The following is an 18,763-nucleotide window of genomic DNA, read 5'->3' on the forward strand; positions in this document are numbered from 1 at the left end:
ATCAGCGTCCCCGCCAGACCGGGGCCCGCCGTTCGGCGGCCGCGGCGGCGCCCTCGGCGGCGTCCTCGGTGGCCTGAACGACCTTGCGCATGGTCTCCCCGAACCGGATCGCCTCAGTGATCGGCAGGTTCGCGCCGCGGACGGCCATCTCCTTCGTCGCGCGGACGGCGAGCGGGGCGGCGCGGCAGAGGCGGTCGGCGAGGGCCCGGGCCTCGGTCATCAGCTCCTCGTGCGGGACGACCCGGCCGGCGAGGCCGACCTGGAGCGCACGCTCGGCGTCGATCCGCTCCCCCGTCAGCAGCAGCTCCATCGCGTCGTGCCAGCGCATCCGCTGCGGCAGGCGCAGCGCGCCGACGATCGTCGGGATGCCGACGGTCACCTCCGGATAGCCGAAGGTCGCGCGGTCGGAGGCGAGGACGAAGTCGCACCAGGTCACGAGCGTCAGGCCGTAGCCGAGGCAGTGTCCGTTCACCGCGGCGATGACGGGCTTGAAGATCTCCCAGCCGCTCTCGAAGGAGTTGACCGTCGGCTTCTCCCAGAAGGTGCCGGGGAAGTCGCCCGCCGGGTTGCCGGTCTCCGAGCGCAGGTCCGCGCCCGCGCAGAACGCCCGGCCGGTGCCGGTGACGATCGCGACCCAGGCGTCCTCGTCGTCCCGGAACCGCGCGAAGGCGGCGTTGATCTGCGTGCGCATGGCGCCGTCGATTGCGTTCAGCCGCTCGGGACGGTCGTAGGTGATCGTCGCGACGTGGCCGTCGAGCGCGTAGCGCACGTACTGCCGGGGGGTCCCGGTCTCCTGTTCCGCAGCGTCCACGTGTGAATCCCTCACCCAAATCCGGCAAACCGCCCGTTTTGCTGACACGGCGTTCTTACCGTGCCGTCATGCGCAGAATCCGGCAGAAGATGCGGACCGGCGGCCTCGTGGCGTTGGCCTCCTCGTTGCTCGCCGGAGTGGCGATGCTGTCGCCGACGGCGACGGGATCCACGGCGGCGACCGGAGGGGAGCCGCCGCAATTCATCGTGGTCTCGTTCGACGGCGGCGGCAGCATCCCCGCGTGGCAGCGCTGGCGCACCCTCGCGTCCCAGGTGGATGCGTCGATGACGTTCTTCCTCACCGGCACCTACCTGGTGCCGGAGCAGAAGGCGTACCTGTACCGGCCCCCGGGCAAGCGGCAGGGCGCGTCCGAGGTCGGTTTCGCCGCGGCGGAGAACGTCCGCCCCCGCATGGAGCAGATCCGGGCCGCGCGCGCCGAGGGCCACGAGATCGGCACCCACTACAACGGCCACTTCTGCGGCAGCACCGGCGTCCAGCGCTGGTCGACCGCGGACTGGCTGAGCGAGATTCGCCAGTTCAACTCGTTCCTCGACAACTGGCGTGTGAACAACAACGCGACCGACGTCCGGCCGCTCGGCTGGGACTCGGGTGTCATTCAGGGCGGCCGCACCCCGTGCCTGGAGGGCAACCGGTCCGCGATGTACCCGGCGATGGTCGCGAACGGCTACCGGTACGACACCAGCAACTCGGGCTCGCTGCGCTGGCCGCGGAAGATGGCCAACGGCATGTGGGACATCCCCCAGCAGTCGCTGCGCATGGCCGGCACCGGCACCTCGGTGCTGTCGATGGACTACAACTTCTTCGAGCGGCAGAGCGGCGCCGTCAACGGCGCGGCCTCGCGCCGGCCCGCCTGGTACTCCCAGGTGCTCAACACGTACCGCAACGCGTACAAGGCGGTCTACAACGGCAACCGGGCGCCGCTCATCCTCGGCGCGCACTTCAACACCTGGAACGGCGGCATCTACGCCGACGCCCTGTACGACTTCGTGAAGGAGACCTGCACGAAGCCGAACACGCGGTGCGTCTCGTTCGTCGAGCTCATCGACTGGATGGAGAGCCAGCCGGCGTCGGTGCTCGCCAAGCTCCAGGCCCGCCCGACGCAGTCGATGGGGTACTGACCCCGGACGCGGCAGTGACAGACTCCGCGGGGTGACCGACTTCGTCACCCCCGGGGTTCCCGCCGACACGGCCGAGCTGATCGCGCTCGACCGCGCACACGTCTGGCACCCGTACGCCTCGATGACCGACCCCACCCCGGCGTACCCGGTCGTGGGGGCGTCGGGCGTGCGGCTGCAGTTCGCCGACGGCCGTGAGGTCGTCGACGGCATGTCCTCCTGGTGGGCCGCGATCCACGGGTACCGGCACCCGGTGCTCGACGCCGCCGCGCGGGACCAGCTCGACCGCATGTCCCACGTCATGTTCGGCGGGCTCACCCACCCCGGCGCGATCGGGCTCGCCCAGCGGCTGGTCGCCATCACCGGCGAGGGTATGGAGCACGTCTTCTTCTCCGACTCGGGCTCGGTGGGCGTCGAGGTCGCGATCAAGATGGCGCTGCAGTACTGGCGTGGGCGCGGGGAACCTCGGCAGCGCCTGCTCACCGTCCGCGGCGGGTACCACGGCGACACGTTCGCGACGATGGCCGTCTGCGACCCCGTCGGCGGCATGCACCACCTGTTCACCGGGGTCCTGCCCGAGCACCTGTTCGCCCCACGCCCGCCGGACGGCTACGACGCCCCGCTCGACGAGGCCTGGGTCGCGGCGACGGCGGACCTGCTCGCCCGGCACGCCGGCGAGGTGGCCGCGGTGATCGTCGAACCGACCGTCCAGGGCGCCGGCGGGATGCGCTTCCACTCCCCCGCGTGCGTGCGCGCGCTCCGTGAGCTGTGCGACGCCCACGGGGTCCTACTGATCCTCGACGAGATCGCCACCGGCTTCGGCCGGACCGGGGCGTGGTTCGCCCACCTCGCGGCGGACGTCGTGCCGGACATCCTCTGCGTCGGCAAGGCCATGACCGGCGGGTACCTGTCGATGGCCGCGACGCTGTGCACCCCCGCCGTCGCCGCGAGCGTGTGCTCGGGCGAGGCGGGCGCGCTCATGCACGGGCCGACCTACATGGCGAATCCGCTCGCCGCCGCCGTCGCCTGCGCGAACCTCGACCTGCTCGCCACCGGCGCCTGGCGCGAACAGGTCGCCGGGATCGAGGCCGGACTGCGCGCGGGCCTGGCGGCGGCGGACGGTCTGCCGAAGGTCGCGGACGTCCGCGTGCTCGGCGCGATCGGCGTCATCGAGACCGTCGGACCGGTCGACGTCCGGGCCGTCACCGAGGCCGCGCTGGCGCACGGTGTGTGGCTGCGGCCGTTCTCGAATCTGATCTACACGATGCCCCCGTACGTGACCGGAGCCGCGGACGTGACGCGCATCGCAGCGGCCATGGTCGCGGGTGCACGCGCGAACGCCGGAGTTTGAGGCCGGAGTATCCTGCACAGCGCAGCCAGCCCTACCTACAGGCTGTAGATTTGATGACGATCAGGCGGGCAGGCACGACCGCCCGACCCTGCACAGGCCCCCACCATGGAGTCTCAGCGTGGACAAGCAAGTCCAGCAACTCGACCGCGTGATCATCCGCTTCGCCGGCGACTCCGGCGACGGCATGCAGCTCACCGGGGACCGGTTCACGGCGGAGACCGCGAACTTCGGCAACGACCTCGCCACCTGGCCCAACTTCCCGGCCGAGATCCGGGCCCCAGCCGGGACCCTGGCCGGTGTCTCCAGCTTCCAGCTGCACTTCGCCGACCACGACATCATGACGCCGGGTGACGCCCCGAACGTCCTGGTGGCGATGAACCCGGCGGCCCTGAAGGCGAACCTGGCCGACATGCCCCGCGGGGCGACGATCATCGTCGACACCGACGAGTTCAACAAGCGCAACCTGCAGAAGGTCGGCTACAAGATCAGCCCGCTCGAGGACAACAGCCTCGAGGCGTACCACGTGCACGCGCTGGCGCTGACGTCGCTGACCGTCGAGGCGCTCGCGGCCTTCGAGCTCACCCGCAAGGAGGCCGAGCGCGCGAAGAACATGTTCGCCCTCGGCCTGCTCTCCTGGCTGTACGCCCGCCCCAAGGAGGGCACGGAGAAGTTCCTGCGCGACAAGTTCGCCCGTAAGCCGGAGATCCGCGACGCGAACATCGCCGCGTTCCGTGCCGGCTGGAACTACGGCGAGACCACCGAGGACTTCGCGGTCTCGTACGAGGTCAAGCCGGCCCGGATGGCCAGCGGCGAGTACCGCAACATCACCGGCAACCTGGCGCTGTCCTACGGCCTGATCGCCGGGTCGTTCCTGTCGAAGCTGCCGCTGTTCCTCGGCGCGTACCCGATCACTCCGGCCTCGGACATCCTTCACGAGCTGTCCAAGCACAAGGGCATGGGCGTGCGGACGTTCCAGGCCGAGGACGAGATCGCGGCCGTCGGCGCCGCGCTCGGCGCCTCCTTCGGCGGTGCGCTCGGCGTGACGACGACGTCGGGCCCCGGTGTGGTCCTCAAGGCCGAGACGATCGGCCTCGCGGTCAGCCTGGAACTCCCCCTGGTCGTCGTCGACGTCCAGCGCGGTGGCCCGTCCACCGGTCTGCCGACCAAGACCGAGCAGTCCGACCTGCTGATGGCGATGTTCGGCCGCAACGGTGAGTGCCCCGTCGCGATCGTCGCGCCGCAGTCGCCCGGCGACTGCTTCGACGCGGCCGTCGAGGCCGTGCGGCTCGCGACGAAGTACCGCACGCCGGTCATGCTTCTCTCGGACGGCTACATCGCGAACGGCTCCGAGCCGTGGCTGATCCCGGACGTGACGAAGCTGCCGGACCTCGCCGTGCAGTTCGCGACGACGCCGAACCACGAGACCGAGTCCGGCGAGCGCGTCTTCTGGCCGTACAAGCGTGACCCGAAGACCCTCGCCCGGCCGTGGGCGATCCCGGGCACCCCGGGCCTCGAGCACCGCGTCGGCGGCATCGAGAAGGCCGACGGGCACGGGAACATCTCCTACGACCCGATCAACCACGACCTGATGACCCGTACGCGTCAGGCCAAGATCGACGGGATGGCCTACGACATCCCGAAGCTCGCGGTCGACGACCCGACGGGCAAGGCGAAGGTCCTCATCATGGGCTGGGGTTCGACCTACGGCCCGATCGGCGCCGCGGTGCGCCGCGTCCGCCAGTCCGGCGGCGAGGTCGCGGTGGCGCACCTGCGTCACCTCAACCCGTTCCCGGAGAACACCGGCGAGGTCCTGCGCAGCTACGAGCGCGTCATCGTCCCCGAGATGAACCTCGGGCAGCTGACGATGCTGCTCCGCGCGAAGTACCTGGTCGACGTCATGGGCTTCAACAAGGTCCAGGGCATGCCGTTCTCCGTCGGCGAGCTGGAGACCGCGATCACCGACGTCATCGCCACCGTCAACGCTCCCAAGCCCCGCACCCGTCGCAACGTTGGAGAGAACTGAGATGCCGCCTCGCGACGACACTCCGCCCCCCGGGCTCGCCTACAAGAGCCTGTCGCTGGTCCCCAAGACCGAGGTCAGCCAGAGCGCCAAGGACTTCAAGTCCGACCAGGAGGTGCGCTGGTGCCCGGGTTGCGGTGACTACGCGATCCTCGCCGCGGTGCAGTCCTTCATGCCGGACCTCGGGCTCCGCAAGGAGAACATCGTCTGGGTGTCGGGCATCGGGTGCTCCTCCCGTTTCCCGTACTACATGGACACCTACGGGATGCACTCGATCCACGGCCGGGCGCCGGCGATCGCGACCGGTCTGGCCGCCTCGCGCCAGGACCTGTCGGTGTGGGTCGTCACCGGTGACGGTGACGCGCTCTCCATCGGTGGCAACCACCTGATCCACGCTCTGCGCCGCAACATCAACCTGAAGATCCTGCTGTTCAACAACCGGATCTACGGTCTGACGAAGGGTCAGTACTCGCCGACCTCCGAGGTCGGCAAGGTCACCAAGTCGACCCCGCTGGGCTCGCTCGACGCACCGTTCAACCCGGTGTCGCTGGCCCTCGGCGCCGAGGCGACCTTCGTCGCCCGGACCATCGACTCGGACCGCAAGCACCTGCAGGAGGTGCTGCGCGCCGCGGCCGAGCACTCCGGCACCGCGCTGATCGAGATCTACCAGAATTGCAACATCTTCAACGACGGCGCGTGGGACGTGCTCAAGGACCCGGAGGGCGCCAAGACGCACCTCATCCGGCTCCAGCACGGCCAGCCGATCCGCTTCGGCCCCGAGGGCGAGCGCGGCGTCATGCGCATGCCGGACGGGACGATCCAGGTCGTCGACGTGACGCCGGAGAACTCCTCGCAGATCCTGATCCACAACGCGAACGCCGAGGACCCGGGCGTCGCCTTCGCGCTCTCCCGGCTGCCCGACCTCACCCTGGACAAGACGCCGATCGGTGTCTTCCGGGACGTCGAGCGTCCGACCTACGACGCGCAGATGACCGCCCAGCTCCGGCAGGGCTCGGTCAAGGCCGGCGACCTGCAGCGTCTGCTCCGCGGCACCGACACCTGGACCGTCGCGTAGTCCGGACGTCCCCGCACGAACACGGATCACCCGGTCGAGCCACGTAGGCTCGGCCGGGTGATCTCGTTCGGGGCCCTGCGGCCGCCCGCCACCGCCGTCCTCGCGTGCCTCGGGAGCGTCGCCCTCGCGTCGACCGCCCTCGGCCCGGCCGTCCCCGCGGCGCAGGCGCGCAGCAGTGAGCCGGCGGCGGTGACGGCGACGAGCGCGTTCAAACCCCGGCCGATCACGTGGGGCAGATGCGCCTCGGGCTCACTGCAGGCCGGCGGGGCCCAGTGCGGTTTCCTGACCGTGCCGCTGGACTACGCGAAGCCCGACGGGCGCACGATCCAGGTCGCGGTCTCGCGCGTGAAGGCGACCGCGCCGAAGAAGAAGCGGCAGGGCGTCCTGATCGCGAACCCGGGCGGCCCCGGCGGCTCCGGGCTCGGGCTCAGCACCTACCTCGCCGGTGCGCTGCCGCCGGGCGTCGCGTCCACCTACGACCTGCTCGGGTTCGACCCCCGCGGAGTCGGTCGCAGCAAGCCGGCGATCTCGTGCCAACCGAGCTACGCCCGTGGCCCGCGGCCGGCTTACGAGCCGATGTTGGGTCAGCTCCCCGTCCAGAGCCCGAACGAGACGGCCTGGCTGGAGCGGTCGAAGCGCTACGCGGCGGCCTGCGCGGCCAAGCACGGCGGGGTGCTGCCCCACCTGCCGACACTGAACACCGTCCGGGACCTCGAGATCCTGCGCCGGGCGCTCAAGGTCAAGAAGATCAACTACTACGGCTTCTCCTACGGCACCTACCTCGGCCAGGTCTACGCGACGCTGTACCCGAAGAAAGTCCGGCGCATGGTCTGGGACGGCGTCGTCGACCCGGCGGAGGTCTGGTACCGCGGGCAGCTCAACCAGGACCGCGCGTTCGAGGATGCGATCGCCGAGTTCTGGACGTGGGTCGCCCGGCACCACAAGATTTACCGACTCGGCGAGACCGCGAAGGCCGTCGAGGACCGCTTCTACTCGGAGCAGGCGAAGCTCGCGGCCAACCCCGACGGCGAACTCGGACCGGCGGAGTTCAACGACGTCTTCGTCGGCGCCGCGTACTACCAGGGCGGGTGGCCGGAGGTGGCGTCCGCCTTCTCCGCCTACGCCGGCGGCAACGGGGCCCTGATGAAGGCGCTCTACCGCGAGTCGGCGTCGGGCGGGGACAACGGCTACGCGACGTACCTCGCCGTCCAGTGCATCGACGCGGCCTGGCCGGCGGACTACGCCACCTGGCGGGAGGACGCGTTCGCCACCGCGCGCTCCGCGCGGTTCCTGACGTGGAACAACGTCTGGTACAACACGCCCTGCCTGTACTGGCCCGCCCCGGCCGGCCGTCCGGTGACGGTCGACGGCAGCCGCGCACCCAAGGTGCTGCTGGTCAACACCACCCTCGACGGCGCGACGCCGTACGCCGGGGCGCTCGAGGCCCGGCGGCTCTTCCGGCGCGCGGTGCTCGTCGCCGAGGTCGGCAACAGCACCCACGCGAACACCCTCAACGGCAACCGCTGCGTCGACCGCGCGGTGTTCCGGTACCTGCGCGACGGGACCCTGCCGACCCGCAAATCGGGCACCGGCGCCGATGTCACCTGCGCCCGTTCGCCGCACCCGCAGCCCTGATGCAGAACGGCGTTCCACATAGTGAGCTGACTGGTCGTCAGCTGAATGTTCGGGCGGCAAAAGTTTTCGATCATGGCCGTTCCCGGCCACTGCGCAGCGTGAGTGGACGTGTCAACCTCGCGCTGTCCGCTTTGGTGGTTGCGCCCATCTGACGGGTAGTTCGTTCCCCGCGGGCCGCTTAGACGTCCCCCTCCCCCGGTCGGTTCCGGCTTTCGCGACTTTGCCCATTCCTGACGTGCATTCGTCACAGCGGGTGTCGTGAGACCCGCAGCGCCAAACGGCTTCCTGAGCGTTTGCTGGACGGCAATCTCGATGTCGAGCGGTCGAGCGAACGGCCGCCGCCAACACCGAAAATCCCTGGGGGGAACTCGCTCATGCGCATCACCAAGAAGCTCGCCGGCGCCGTTGCTGTCTCCGCTGTCGTCGCCCTCGGCGCCGGGACCGCGTTCGCGTACTGGACCAGCAGTGGCACCGGGGCCGGGACGGGCTCGGTCGGCACCAACGTGGCGTTCCAGGTCGCGGGCGACCTGACCACGCCGCTCGTCCTCGACGCCGAGCAGAGCTGGACGGTCACCGTCACCAACCCGGCGTCGTTCGCGCAGACCCTCAGCACCCTGACTGTCGACTTCGAGCCGTCGGACGCCGACTGCAACAAGGCCTGGTTCACGCTCACGCAGCCGACCGTCTCGCCGATCGACATCGCCGCCGGCGCCAGCCAGGGCTACACGGCGAAGCTCGTGCTCAACAACGAGGCCGTCAACCAGGACGCTTGCAAGAACAACTCGATCGACTTCACCTACACCGCGGGCTGATCACCCGGTGGTGGCGGGTTCAGGGGTGAGCCCGCCACCACCGCCAGTTCTCAGGGACGTTGAAGCAGTTGCGGTGGGGGGACCACGTTGACAGCCAGCAGTAGGCGCGACGCGCGAGCGTTGCGCACGGCGGCACTCGCCCTGGGGGCGGGCGCTGTCGTCCTCGGCGGAGCCGGGGCGGCGAACGCCGCACCGGGCGACGCGTTCACGATCAGCGGCACGCTCGACAGCACGCTGTACCCGGGTGGGTCCGGCGCGCTGGACCTGAGCCTGACCAACGTCGGTACGACGGAACTGACGGTGGGTGAGATCACCGTGCGCGTCGCCGGCGTCACCACCCGCTCCGCGGCGCCGTGCCTGACCTCCGACTTCGTCGTCGACCAGCAGCTCGACCCGACGCGGGAGTTCACGCTGCCCGCCGGGGCGACGCGCACGCTGACCGAGCTCGGCATCGCGCCGGCCGACCTGCCGCGCGTCTCGATGACCAACACCGCCGTGAACCAGGACGGCTGCAAGAACTCGACGGTGAACCTCGCCTTCGCCGGCCGGGCCGCCGAGGTCGGCGGGGTCTCCGTCCCGCCGAACCCGACGCCCACCCCGCCGGCCGAGACGCCGGTCGCGACCCCGGCGCCGGACGACGACCAGGTCGTCGGCGGCGTCAACCTTCCCGGCACCGGTGGGGACCCGATGACGTTCTGGACCGCGCTGGCCGGCCTCGGCCTCGTCGCCCTCGGCGGCGGTTCGGTCGTGCTGACCCGTCGCACCAAGGGGGCCGTGCGATGACGCGCCTCCGCATCCGGGCGGGCCGCACCGCGGTCGTCGCCGCCGTCACCGCCGGCGCCCTGCTCTCGACCGGCACCGCCTTCGCCTACTGGAAGGCCACCGGCTCCGGCTCCGGCACCGCGAAGGTGGGCGTCGGTCAGACCATCCGCGCCAACGCGGTCACCCCCGCCACCGGCCTGCTCTTCCCGAGCACGACGCCCAACGGCAGCCTGGCGCTGACGTTCACCACCCCGGTGAACGCACTCGTCACCGGCATCGCCAAGGACCCCGCCCGTCCGGTGATCAGCAGCGTCACCGGTTGCGGAGCCTTCCTGGACATGCCGGCCGTCACCGGGCTCAGCATCGCCGTCACGGCCCCGGGACCGTCGCCGGTGACGACCCTGCCGAACCGGGTCCGTCTGCTGATGGACACCCCGGCGAACTGCCAGGGCGCCACCTTCACGATCCCCGTCGTGCTGACCACGCAGGAGACGCCGTGAACCGCCGCTCCCTCGTCGTCGCGGGCGTCGCCGCGACGGTCGTCCTCGGCACCGTCGCCCCGGCGTTCGCCTACTGGACCCTGACCTCCCACCCCGAGTCGACGGGAGGGGCCGCCGCGGGCACACTCGCCGCTCCGGTCGTCCAGGTCGACCGCACCGGCCAGGGCTCGAACATCAAGGTGCACTTCCGGATCGTGTCCGTGCCGGGCCAGCTGCCGACGACGTTCAGCGTCTCCCGCCAGGGCAACAGCGGCGGGTACGCCCCGCTCGACGGCTGCATGGACGTGCCGGTCACCGAGACCTGCACGTCGACCGACAGCGCGAACAACGGCAACCAGCACTACCGGATCTTCGCCACGGCCGGGACGTACTGGAAGTCCTCGGACGCCATCTGCGACTTCCAGAACTCGCAGGACGTCCTCGCCAACACGTCCGTGAACTGCTCCGTGTTCACCTACGTGCCGCCCGCCGCGCCGGTCGCGCCGCGGATGGCCGGCCCCGCCGCCGCGGAAGACCTCTCGACCCCGGCACCCACCCCCACGCCGGAGCCCAGCCCGACCCCGAGCCCAACCCCGAGCCCGACCCCGAGCCCGACCCCCACGCCGACGCCGACCCCGACGCCGGAGCCGACGCCCACCCCGACCCCGACCCCGACGCCGGAGCTCTCCCCTGGGGCTCCGTCGACGCCGGTCGTGGAACCGGAACCCCCGGTGGCGGCCCCGGCGGAGGAGTCCGTGGCCGGCACGGAGCCGGAGGTCGCACCGGAGGATCCGCCGACCGCAGGCTGAGTTCTCAGCTGACTGCGCGGCAGATCACACCCCGCCCGGGCGGGTGGACCGAACAATCGGTTCGCCCGCCCGGGCGGTCGCACGTAGCCTCGGCAGCGTGACCGTCGACCGCCGAGGCCTGATCTTCGGCGTCTGGGCCTACGTGCTCTGGGGCCTGCTGCCCCTGTACTGGCCGCACCTGGAGCCGGCCGGGGCCCCGGAGGTCCTGGCCCACCGGGTCGTCTGGTCGGTCGTGTTCTCGGCCCTGCTGATCTGGGTCCTCGCCCGCCGCGGCGGCGCCGCCGGCCGCAACCTGCGCGGGCTGCTGCAGGACCGCCGCCGGCTGCGCCTGCTCGCGGTCGCGGGGGTGCTGATCGGCGGGAACTGGCTCGTCTACATCTGGGCGGTCAACTCCGACCACATCGTCGAGACGGCGCTCGGCTACTACATCAATCCGTTGGTGACGATCGGTGTCGCGGTCGTCGTCCTCGGCGAGCGGCTCCGCGCCCCGCAGTGGGCCGCGATCGGCATCGCCGCGACGGGCCTGGTCGTGCTGACCGTCGGCTACGGCCGGCTGCCGTGGATCGGACTGATCCTGGCCTTCTCCTTCGCCGCGTACTCGCTGATCAAGAAGACGATCTCGGTCGGCGCCGTCGAGGGCCTCACCGTCGAGACGGTCGTGCTGCTGCCGCCGGCCCTGATCTTCCTCGCGGTGATCACCTCGACCGGCGACGCCGAGTTCGGGCACGCCGGGACCGGCCACGCGCTGCTGATGGCCTGCGCCGGCATCGCCACGCTCGCGCCGCTGCTGCTCTTCGCGGGCGCCGCGAGCCGCGTCCCGCTCACGACGCTCGGGATGCTTCAGTACCTCGCGCCGACGCTGCAGTTCGGAATCGGCGTCCTGATCAACGACGAGCCGCTCCCGCCCGAGCGGTTGGCCGGGTTCGTGCTGGTGTGGGTCGCGCTGGTCGTGCTCACCGTCGACGGGGTGCACAACCAGCGCCGGCGGACGCTCCGCCTGACCACCGAGCCCGCCGTCTGAGGCTCGCGCGCTAGGTCGCCGGCGGGGACGTCTGCGAGACTCCGGACGCATGAGCCGCCGCGCCGCGTTCGTCACCGTCCCGCTGCTCGCGCTCGTCGCCACCGGGCTGGCGGTGCCGGGCCCGGCCGACGCCGAACCGGCTCCGGCGGCGGACGCCACCGTGGCCGCGGCGCCGTCGATCTCCTGGAAGCGGTGCGGCCAGGCGCGGCTGCGGGCGGTCGGGGCGCAGTGCGGCATGCTCGCCGTCCCGCTGAACCACGCGGACCCGGGCGGCCGACACATCAAGATCGCGGTGTCGCGGATCCGCGCCACCGCGCCGACGTCGAAACGTCAGGGCCCGCTGCTGGTGAACCCGGGCGGGCCGGGTGGGCGCGGGCTGCACTGGTCGGCGTACCTCTACCGCGACCTGCCGCGCTCGGTGCGCAGCACCTACGACATCGTCGGCTTCGACCCCCGCGGGGTCGGCGCGAGTTCACCGTCGCTGCGGTGCAAGGCGAACTACGCCAAGGGGCCGCGCCCGGCGTACCGGCCGTCGTCCGGTCCGGCGAAGCCGCCGAGCGCGAACGAGCGGAAGTGGCTGACGCGGTCGAAGTCGTACGCCCAGGCGTGCGCCGACCGGTACCCCAATCTGCTCCCGTTCCTGCGGACCGAGGACGTCGCCCGTGACCTCGACCTGCTCCGGCGGGCCCTGGGTGCCGAGCGCATCAACTACTACGGCTTCTCCTACGGGACCTACCTCGGCCAGGTCTACGCGACGCTGTTCCCGGCCCGCACGCGGCGGCTGGTCTTCGACGGCGTCGTCGACCCGCGCAACGTCTGGTACGCCGGCCAGCTCGCCCAGGACCGGGCGTTCGAGAAGGCGATGAACCGCTTCTGGGCTTGGGTGGCGAAGAACCACCGCACGTACCGGCTCGGGTCGACGACGAAGCAGGTCCGCACGCGGTACTACCGCGAGGAGCGCGCGCTGACGCGACGTCAGAAGGGTCCGATCGGGCCGGCCGAGTGGAACGACGTCTTCCTCACCGCCGGGTACTCGCAGTACACCTGGCGGGCGATCGCGAGCGCGTGGGCGTCCTGGGAACGCGGGAGCACGGCGGCGATCCGCTCCCGCTACGCCAACGACATCGCCGACTTCGACAACGGCTACGGCATGTATCTCGCCGTCCAGTGCACCGACGTCGCGTGGCCGAAGGACTACGCGCGCTGGCGCCGCGACGCCTTCGCGACTGCGAAGAAGGCGAAGTTCGAGACCTGGGGCAACGTCTGGTTCAACGCGCCCTGCCTGTACTGGAAGGCCCCGGCCGGGGTGCCGGTCTCGATCGACGGCTCGCGGACGCCGTCGCTGCTCATCGTCTCCACGACGCTCGACGGCGCGACGCCGTTCTCCGGCGCGCTGTACGCGCGGCGGCAGTTCCCGCGCTCCGCGCTCGTCGCGCAGGTCGGGAGCACCACCCACTCGGACAGCCTCAACGGCAACGACTGCGTCGACCGCCGCGTGATCCGCTACCTGCGGGACGGGACGCTCCCCCGCCGGACCAGCGGGTCCGGGGCCGACGTCCGTTGCTCCCGGACGCCGCTCCCCCGGGCGTGATCACCGTGCGGCGGGGAACGGTGAGCGCACTCGCGGCGCTCACGCTCGTCGCCGGGCCCGGCCCGGACCTGCAAAACCGCCTCTGACCAGCACTTCGACGGGTTGTCCACAGTTTTCGGTCATGTCCCGGACCGCTCCAAGGTGCCGCATTTAGGATGCGTCAATCCCGGCCCCCGGTCCGGGCTAGCGAGGTGGTTGCCCGTGCGGGCTCTGGTGGCGGTCGCGACCGCCGGGATGGTCGCCGTCAGCGGCGCGGCCGCGCTCGGCGTGGCCACCTCCCCGGCCGCCCGCGCCGACGCCACCGGCGTGGCCCGCCCCGCCGCCGCGATCACCTGGGGAGCCTGCGAGTCGGCCGCGCTGACCGGCGTCGGCGCCGAGTGCGGATTCGTCCCGGTGCCCCTGGACTGGTCGAAGCCCGCCGGCCAGAAGATCGAGATCGCGGTCTCCCGCCTGCGGGCCACGGAGAAGCGCCAGGGCGTCCTGCTGATCAACCCCGGCGGGCCCGGCGGCTCCGGCCTGGAGTTCCCGGCGATCTACCCCGAGCGGGTGCCCGACGGCGTCGGCCGGCAGTACGACTGGATCGGTTTCGACCCCCGCGGTGTCGGGGCGAGCAAGCCTGCCGTCTCCTGCGACGCGTCCTTCTTCAAGGGACCGCGCCCGGCCTACGAGCCCGCCGACCTGACGAAGGTCACCGGCAACGAGGCGGCCTGGGTCGCCCGGACGAAGAAGTACGCGCAGGCGTGCGCCGACCAGAACGGCGAGATCCTCTCCCACCTGCGCTCGATGGACACCGTGCGCGACATGGACGCGATCCGGCAGGCGCTCGGCGAGCAGCAGATCAACTACTACGGCATCTCCTACGGCACCTTCCTCGGGCAGGCGTACGCGTCGACGTTCCCGGAACGGGTCCGCCGGATGGTGCTCGACAGCAACGTCGCGCCGGACTACCCCGGCTACGGCGACGCGGGCCGCGGGCAGATCGAGGGCTTCGAGTACACGGCCGGTGAGTTCTTCGCCTGGATCGCCGCGCACGCGGTCCAGTTCAACCTCGGCACGACGGCGGAGGCGGTCACCGAGGCCTACTACGCACGGTTGGCCGACCTGCGGAAGTCTCCGGTCGGCACCATCGGGTCGGCCGAGTGGCAGGACGTCTTCCTCGTCGCCGGCTACGCGGAGAGCCTGTGGCCGACGCTCGCCGACGGGTGGGCGCTGTGGGAGACCGGCGACCACTCCCGCATGGAGTTCCTCTACGACGTGCTCTCCGGCGTCGGCGACGACAACATGTTCGCGGCGTTCAACGCCACGCTGTGCACCGACGGCCACTGGCCGCGCAACTACACGAAGATGCGCAACGACGCGATCGGCCTCGCGAAGGAGTTCCGCTTCGGCACCTGGGGCAGCTTCTGGTTCTCCGGGCCGTGTGCGTTCTGGCCGGTCAAGTCCGCGAAGCCGCCGGTGGTCGACGGGTCGAAGATCTCCGTCCCGATCCTGCTGCTCAACGCCACCCGGGACGCGCCGACGCCCTTCGCCAACGCCCTGAGGGTCCGTCAGGAGTTCCCGACCTCGGTCCTGATCTCCGACGTCGGCGGCATGACGCACGGCGTCGGCCTCAACGGCAATGCGTGCGTCACCGCGTACGTCACCGACTACCTGCGCGACGGGACGCTCCCGGCGCGCGCGGCGGGCGAGGGTCCGGACGCCGAGTGCGCCCGCAAGCCGCTGCCCGAGCCGTCACTGCTGTTCCGGGGCCAGGCCGCGGGGGCCTTCTTCGACGGGTTCGCGCCGGAGCCGTTCAACACCTTGCTCCTCCAGATCCCGGTGGCGCACCGCCGATGACGCCACCGGAGCTGAGGACCAGTCACAGGGGGTCGCTATGAAGCGCACGGTCGTTCCCGGCGTCGCCGGGGCGGCCGGGGTGGTCGGTGCGTCACTGATCGCACTGCTGCCGGTCGGGACCGCGGGGGCGAGCGAGGCGGCGCCGGCCGCCGCCGGCGCCGGCAAGCTCGACTGGGTCAGCTGCGAGCAGTTGGGCATGGGCGGCCGCGCCACCGAGTGCGGCTACCTGACGGTGCCGATGGACTGGTCGAAGCCGAACGGCAAGAAGATCAAGCTCGCGGTGTCGCGGACCAAGTCGCGCGTCCCGGCGGCGAAGTACCAGGGCGTCATGCTCGTGAACCCCGGCGGCCCCGGCGGCTCCGGCCTCGCCTACTCCGGCCTCAAGGACCTGCTGCCCAACCGCAGTGGCGAGGCCTACGACTGGATCGGCTTCGACCCCCGCGGGGTCGGCGACTCGCAGCCGGCGTTGTCCTGCGTCAGCAACTACGCCGAGGGCAAGCGCCCGCCGTACGTGCCCGCGAAGGCCGGCAAGACCACGACGGCGAGTGAGAAGGCGTGGCTGAAGCGCTCGAAGCGGTACGCCGAGGCGTGCGGCAAGAAGCACGGTGAACTGCTGGAGCACATGCGCACCGTCGACACGGTGCGGGACATGGACGCGCTGCGTGCGGCGCTCGGCGCCGACAAGATCAACTACCTCGGGTTCTCCTACGGCACGTACCTCGGCCAGGTCTACGCGACGATGTACCCGGACCGGGTGCGCCGCATGATCTTCGACGGCAACGTGAACCCCAAGGGCATCTGGTACAGCTCGCAGCTCAACCAGAACCGCGCGTTCGAGAAGGTCGCCGACCGGTTCTTCGCCTGGGTCGCCCGGAACAACTCGACCTACAAGCTCGGCACGACCGCCGACGCGGTGCGCAGCAAGTACCTCGGCGTCATCAAGGAGCTGCGCGACGTCCGGCACGACGGCATCGGTGCGAACGAGTTCACCGACGCCTTCGTCCGGGCGATGTACGCGGAGTCGTTGTGGGCCGACACGGCGCACGCGCTCGCGGCCTGGGTGCTGCGGCGCGACATCGGGCCGGCCAAGTCGGCGTTTCAGGCGTCACTGGACCCGGACGACAACCTCTTCGCCGTCTACAACGCCGTGCAGTGCACGGACACCCCGTGGCCGACGGCGTACGCGACCTGGCGCAAGGACGCCTTTCAGGTCGCGAAGACGGCGCCGATCCTGACGTGGAGCAACGTCTGGTTCAACACACCCTGCCTGTACTGGCCGGCCAAGCCGGGGACGGCCGTGAAGATCGACGGCTCGAAGGCTCCGCCGATCCTCCTGCTGAACGCGACGCTCGACGGCGCCACCCCGTACGCCGGGGCGCTCGAGGTCCGCCGCCTGTTCCCGAAGGCCGTCCTGGTCGCCGAGAAGGACGCGACCACGCATTCCGGCGCGGTCCTCGGCGGGAACCCGTGCATCGACAAGCGGATCGCCGACTACCTGCTGACCGGCAAACTGCCGGCCCGTTCGGCCGGCGACGCCGCGGACGTCATGTGCCCCCGGGGCGCCGGCCCCGAGCCCGGGCTGCTGCCGTTCGACGTCGACTCGTCCCTGCCTGCCCCCGACCCCCAGCCCCGGGATCAGTCCCTGTTCGACAAGATCATCGGCCTTCTCCCGTCCCGCGCCAGCTGATTCGCCGCCCGAGAACAAGAGGTCCTCATGCGCACATTCCTCGCCAGCCTCGCCGCCGGAAGCCTGGTCGCCGGTGTCGTCGCCGCCACGGCCGGCAATCCCGTCGCCTCCGCGGCGGAGACCATCAGTTGGTCCGCCTGCAGCGACGAGAGTCTCGCCGCCGCGAACGCCGAGTGCGGGTTCCTCTCCGTCCCGCTCGACTGGTCGAAGCCCAGCGGCGAGAAGATTCAGATCGCGGTCTCCCGCGTCAAGGCCACCGGCAAGTCGCAGGGCCCGATGCTGATCAACCCCGGCGGTCCCGGTGGTTCCGGTCTCGGCTTCTCCGCGTACCTCAAGCAGATGATGCCCGCGGAGGTCTCGGCCCAGTTCGACCTGATCGGCTTCGACCCCCGCGGCGTCGGGTCGAGCAAGCCCGCGCTGTCGTGCGTCAAGGACTACGCCGCCGGCCCGCGCCCCGCCTACACCCCGGTCGAGTCGCGCAAGGCGGCGAACGAGGTGGCCTGGATCGAGCGCACCAAGGCGTACGCCGCCGCGTGCAAGGAGAAGAACGGCAAGCTGCTCGACCACGTCAAGACGATCGACACGATCAAGGACATGGACGCGCTGCGCGCGGCGCTCGGCGCGGAGAAGATCAACTTCTTCGGCTTCTCCTACGGCACGTTCCTCGGCCAGACCTACTCGACGCGGTACCCGAACCGCGTCGCGAAGATGGTCCTCGCCGGCATGGTCGACCCGCACAACTACGGCGGTTACGCCGACGGCGGCAAGGCGCAGACCGAGGCCTTCCAGAAGGTGCTCGACATCTGGTTCGACTGGATCGCGCAGCGCAACTCGACCTACGGCCTCGGGTCCACCCGCGCCGAGGTGCTGAAGACGTATCAGGAGATGCGCGCCAAGCTGACCTCGGCGCCGGTCGGGACGATCGGCCCGTCCGAGCTCGCCGACGTGTTCTTCACCGGCGCCTACGCCGAGCAGCTCTGGGTGCCGATCACCGCCGCCGTCGCGGACGCGCACGAGGGCGACTTCTCGTTCCTCACCCGCGTCTACGAGATCCTCGGCAGCCCGGCCGACGACAACGGGTACGCCGCGTTCAACGCGACCCTGTGCACCGACGGCAAGTTCCCGCGCAGCTACGACCGCATCCGCAAGGACGCGTTCGCGCTCTCGAAGACCGCACCGGAGAGCACCTGGAGCAGCTTCTGGTTCTCCGCCCCCTGCACGTGGTGGCCGGCCAAGGCCGGCAAGGTCCCGCCGGTCGACGGGGCGAAGGTCTCGGTGCCGTTCCTGCTCGTGCAGCAGAGCCTCGACGGCGCGACCCCCTACGAGGGCGCGGAGTCGGTCAAGAAGGAGTTCCCGAGCTCGGCGATGGTTCTGGAGGTCGGCGCCACCACGCACGCGGCCGTCTACAGCGGCAACAAGTGCGTCGACGACGTCGTGACCGCGTACCTGCTGAACGGCACGCTCCCGACCCGGGCCGCGGGCAACGGGGCGGACGTCAGCTGCGAGCGCACGCCGTTCCCCGAGCCCTCGGTCGTCAACCGCTCCCTGCAGCAGGGTCAGCTGGGGTACTTCCTCGGCCTCCCGCCCGAGCTCGCCGCGATCGTCAACATGATCCCGCTGTAACCACCCCTGCCGTCCCTCTCCGACCCACCCACTCACCCACCCGTCCGGCACCGCTCCCCCGGTGCTCATTACTGAGTGGAGCGGCGCCTGTAATGCGCGGGCGACCAGATTCGGG

Annotated in this window: 15 protein-coding genes; 14 read left to right on the forward strand and 1 reads right to left on the reverse strand. The window is 71.0% G+C overall.

Going from position 1 to position 18,763, the window contains the following annotated elements; genetic code table 11:
- Position 1 precedes the first annotated feature (1 nt).
- Entirely contained in the window at positions 2 to 811 is an 810-nt protein-coding gene (locus ABD401_RS08550) for an enoyl-CoA hydratase/isomerase family protein (RefSeq protein ID WP_344603610.1), read from the reverse strand.
- A 68-nt stretch (positions 812 to 879) separates the two neighbouring features.
- On the opposite strand from ABD401_RS08550, the gene ABD401_RS08555 reads away from it, so the two are divergent.
- The 14 genes from ABD401_RS08555 (at position 880) to ABD401_RS08620 (ending at position 18,648) form a co-directional block, all read left to right on the forward strand.
- Entirely contained in the window at positions 880 to 1,950 is a 1,071-nt protein-coding gene (locus ABD401_RS08555; RefSeq protein WP_344603612.1) for a polysaccharide deacetylase family protein, read from the forward strand.
- 31 nt (positions 1,951 to 1,981) lie between these two features.
- The gene (locus ABD401_RS08560) at positions 1,982 to 3,298 is read left to right on the forward strand and encodes an adenosylmethionine--8-amino-7-oxononanoate transaminase (RefSeq protein WP_344603614.1); all 1,317 of its coding nucleotides are present in this window, start codon (positions 1,982 to 1,984) and stop codon (positions 3,296 to 3,298) included.
- 118 nt (positions 3,299 to 3,416) lie between these two features.
- Positions 3,417 to 5,321: a 2-oxoacid:acceptor oxidoreductase subunit alpha gene (locus ABD401_RS08565; protein WP_344603616.1), complete on the forward strand. Its 1,905-nt coding sequence runs from the start codon at positions 3,417 to 3,419 to the stop codon at positions 5,319 to 5,321.
- Position 5,322: 1 nt separating this feature from the next.
- Entirely contained in the window at positions 5,323 to 6,393 is a 1,071-nt protein-coding gene (locus ABD401_RS08570) for a 2-oxoacid:ferredoxin oxidoreductase subunit beta (RefSeq protein ID WP_344603618.1), read from the forward strand.
- Between the two features lie 57 nt (positions 6,394 to 6,450).
- Positions 6,451 to 8,028: an alpha/beta hydrolase gene (locus ABD401_RS08575; RefSeq protein WP_344603620.1), complete on the forward strand. Its 1,578-nt coding sequence runs from the start codon at positions 6,451 to 6,453 to the stop codon at positions 8,026 to 8,028.
- A gap of 374 nt (positions 8,029 to 8,402) precedes the next feature.
- Positions 8,403 to 8,840: a hypothetical protein gene (locus ABD401_RS08580; protein WP_344603622.1), complete on the forward strand. Its 438-nt coding sequence runs from the start codon at positions 8,403 to 8,405 to the stop codon at positions 8,838 to 8,840.
- A 120-nt stretch (positions 8,841 to 8,960) separates the two neighbouring features.
- Entirely contained in the window at positions 8,961 to 9,623 is a 663-nt protein-coding gene (locus ABD401_RS08585; protein ID WP_344603624.1) for a hypothetical protein, read from the forward strand.
- On the forward strand, positions 9,620 to 10,102 hold the full coding sequence (locus ABD401_RS08590) for a hypothetical protein (protein WP_344603626.1): 483 nt from the start codon (positions 9,620 to 9,622) through the stop codon (positions 10,100 to 10,102). Before ABD401_RS08585 ends, ABD401_RS08590 begins: the two co-directional genes overlap by 4 nt.
- Positions 10,099 to 10,890: a hypothetical protein gene (locus ABD401_RS08595; protein WP_344603628.1), complete on the forward strand. Its 792-nt coding sequence runs from the start codon at positions 10,099 to 10,101 to the stop codon at positions 10,888 to 10,890. Before ABD401_RS08590 ends, ABD401_RS08595 begins: the two co-directional genes overlap by 4 nt.
- A 97-nt stretch (positions 10,891 to 10,987) precedes the next feature.
- Positions 10,988 to 11,911, forward strand: coding sequence for an EamA family transporter RarD (gene rarD / locus ABD401_RS08600; RefSeq protein ID WP_344603630.1), 924 nt, complete (start codon positions 10,988 to 10,990; stop codon positions 11,909 to 11,911).
- 49 nt (positions 11,912 to 11,960) lie between these two features.
- Positions 11,961 to 13,502 carry an alpha/beta fold hydrolase gene (locus tag ABD401_RS08605; RefSeq protein ID WP_344603632.1) on the forward strand — a complete coding sequence of 514 codons (1,542 nt, stop codon included), beginning with the start codon at positions 11,961 to 11,963 and terminating at the stop codon, positions 13,500 to 13,502.
- A gap of 201 nt (positions 13,503 to 13,703) precedes the next feature.
- Positions 13,704 to 15,338, forward strand: a complete 1,635-nt coding sequence (locus ABD401_RS08610) for an alpha/beta hydrolase (RefSeq protein ID WP_344603634.1) — start codon at positions 13,704 to 13,706, stop codon at positions 15,336 to 15,338.
- 37 nt (positions 15,339 to 15,375) lie between these two features.
- On the forward strand, positions 15,376 to 17,025 hold the full coding sequence (locus ABD401_RS08615) for an alpha/beta hydrolase (protein WP_344603636.1): 1,650 nt from the start codon (positions 15,376 to 15,378) through the stop codon (positions 17,023 to 17,025).
- 27 nt (positions 17,026 to 17,052) lie between these two features.
- A complete protein-coding gene (locus ABD401_RS08620; protein ID WP_344603638.1) occupies positions 17,053 to 18,648 on the forward strand; it encodes an alpha/beta hydrolase in 1,596 nt (531 codons plus the stop codon).
- Positions 18,649 to 18,763: the final 115 nt, after the last annotated feature.

The organism is Sporichthya brevicatena (genome assembly GCF_039525035.1).
In the GTDB taxonomy this organism is placed as follows: Bacteria; Actinomycetota; Actinomycetes; order Sporichthyales; family Sporichthyaceae; genus Sporichthya; species Sporichthya brevicatena.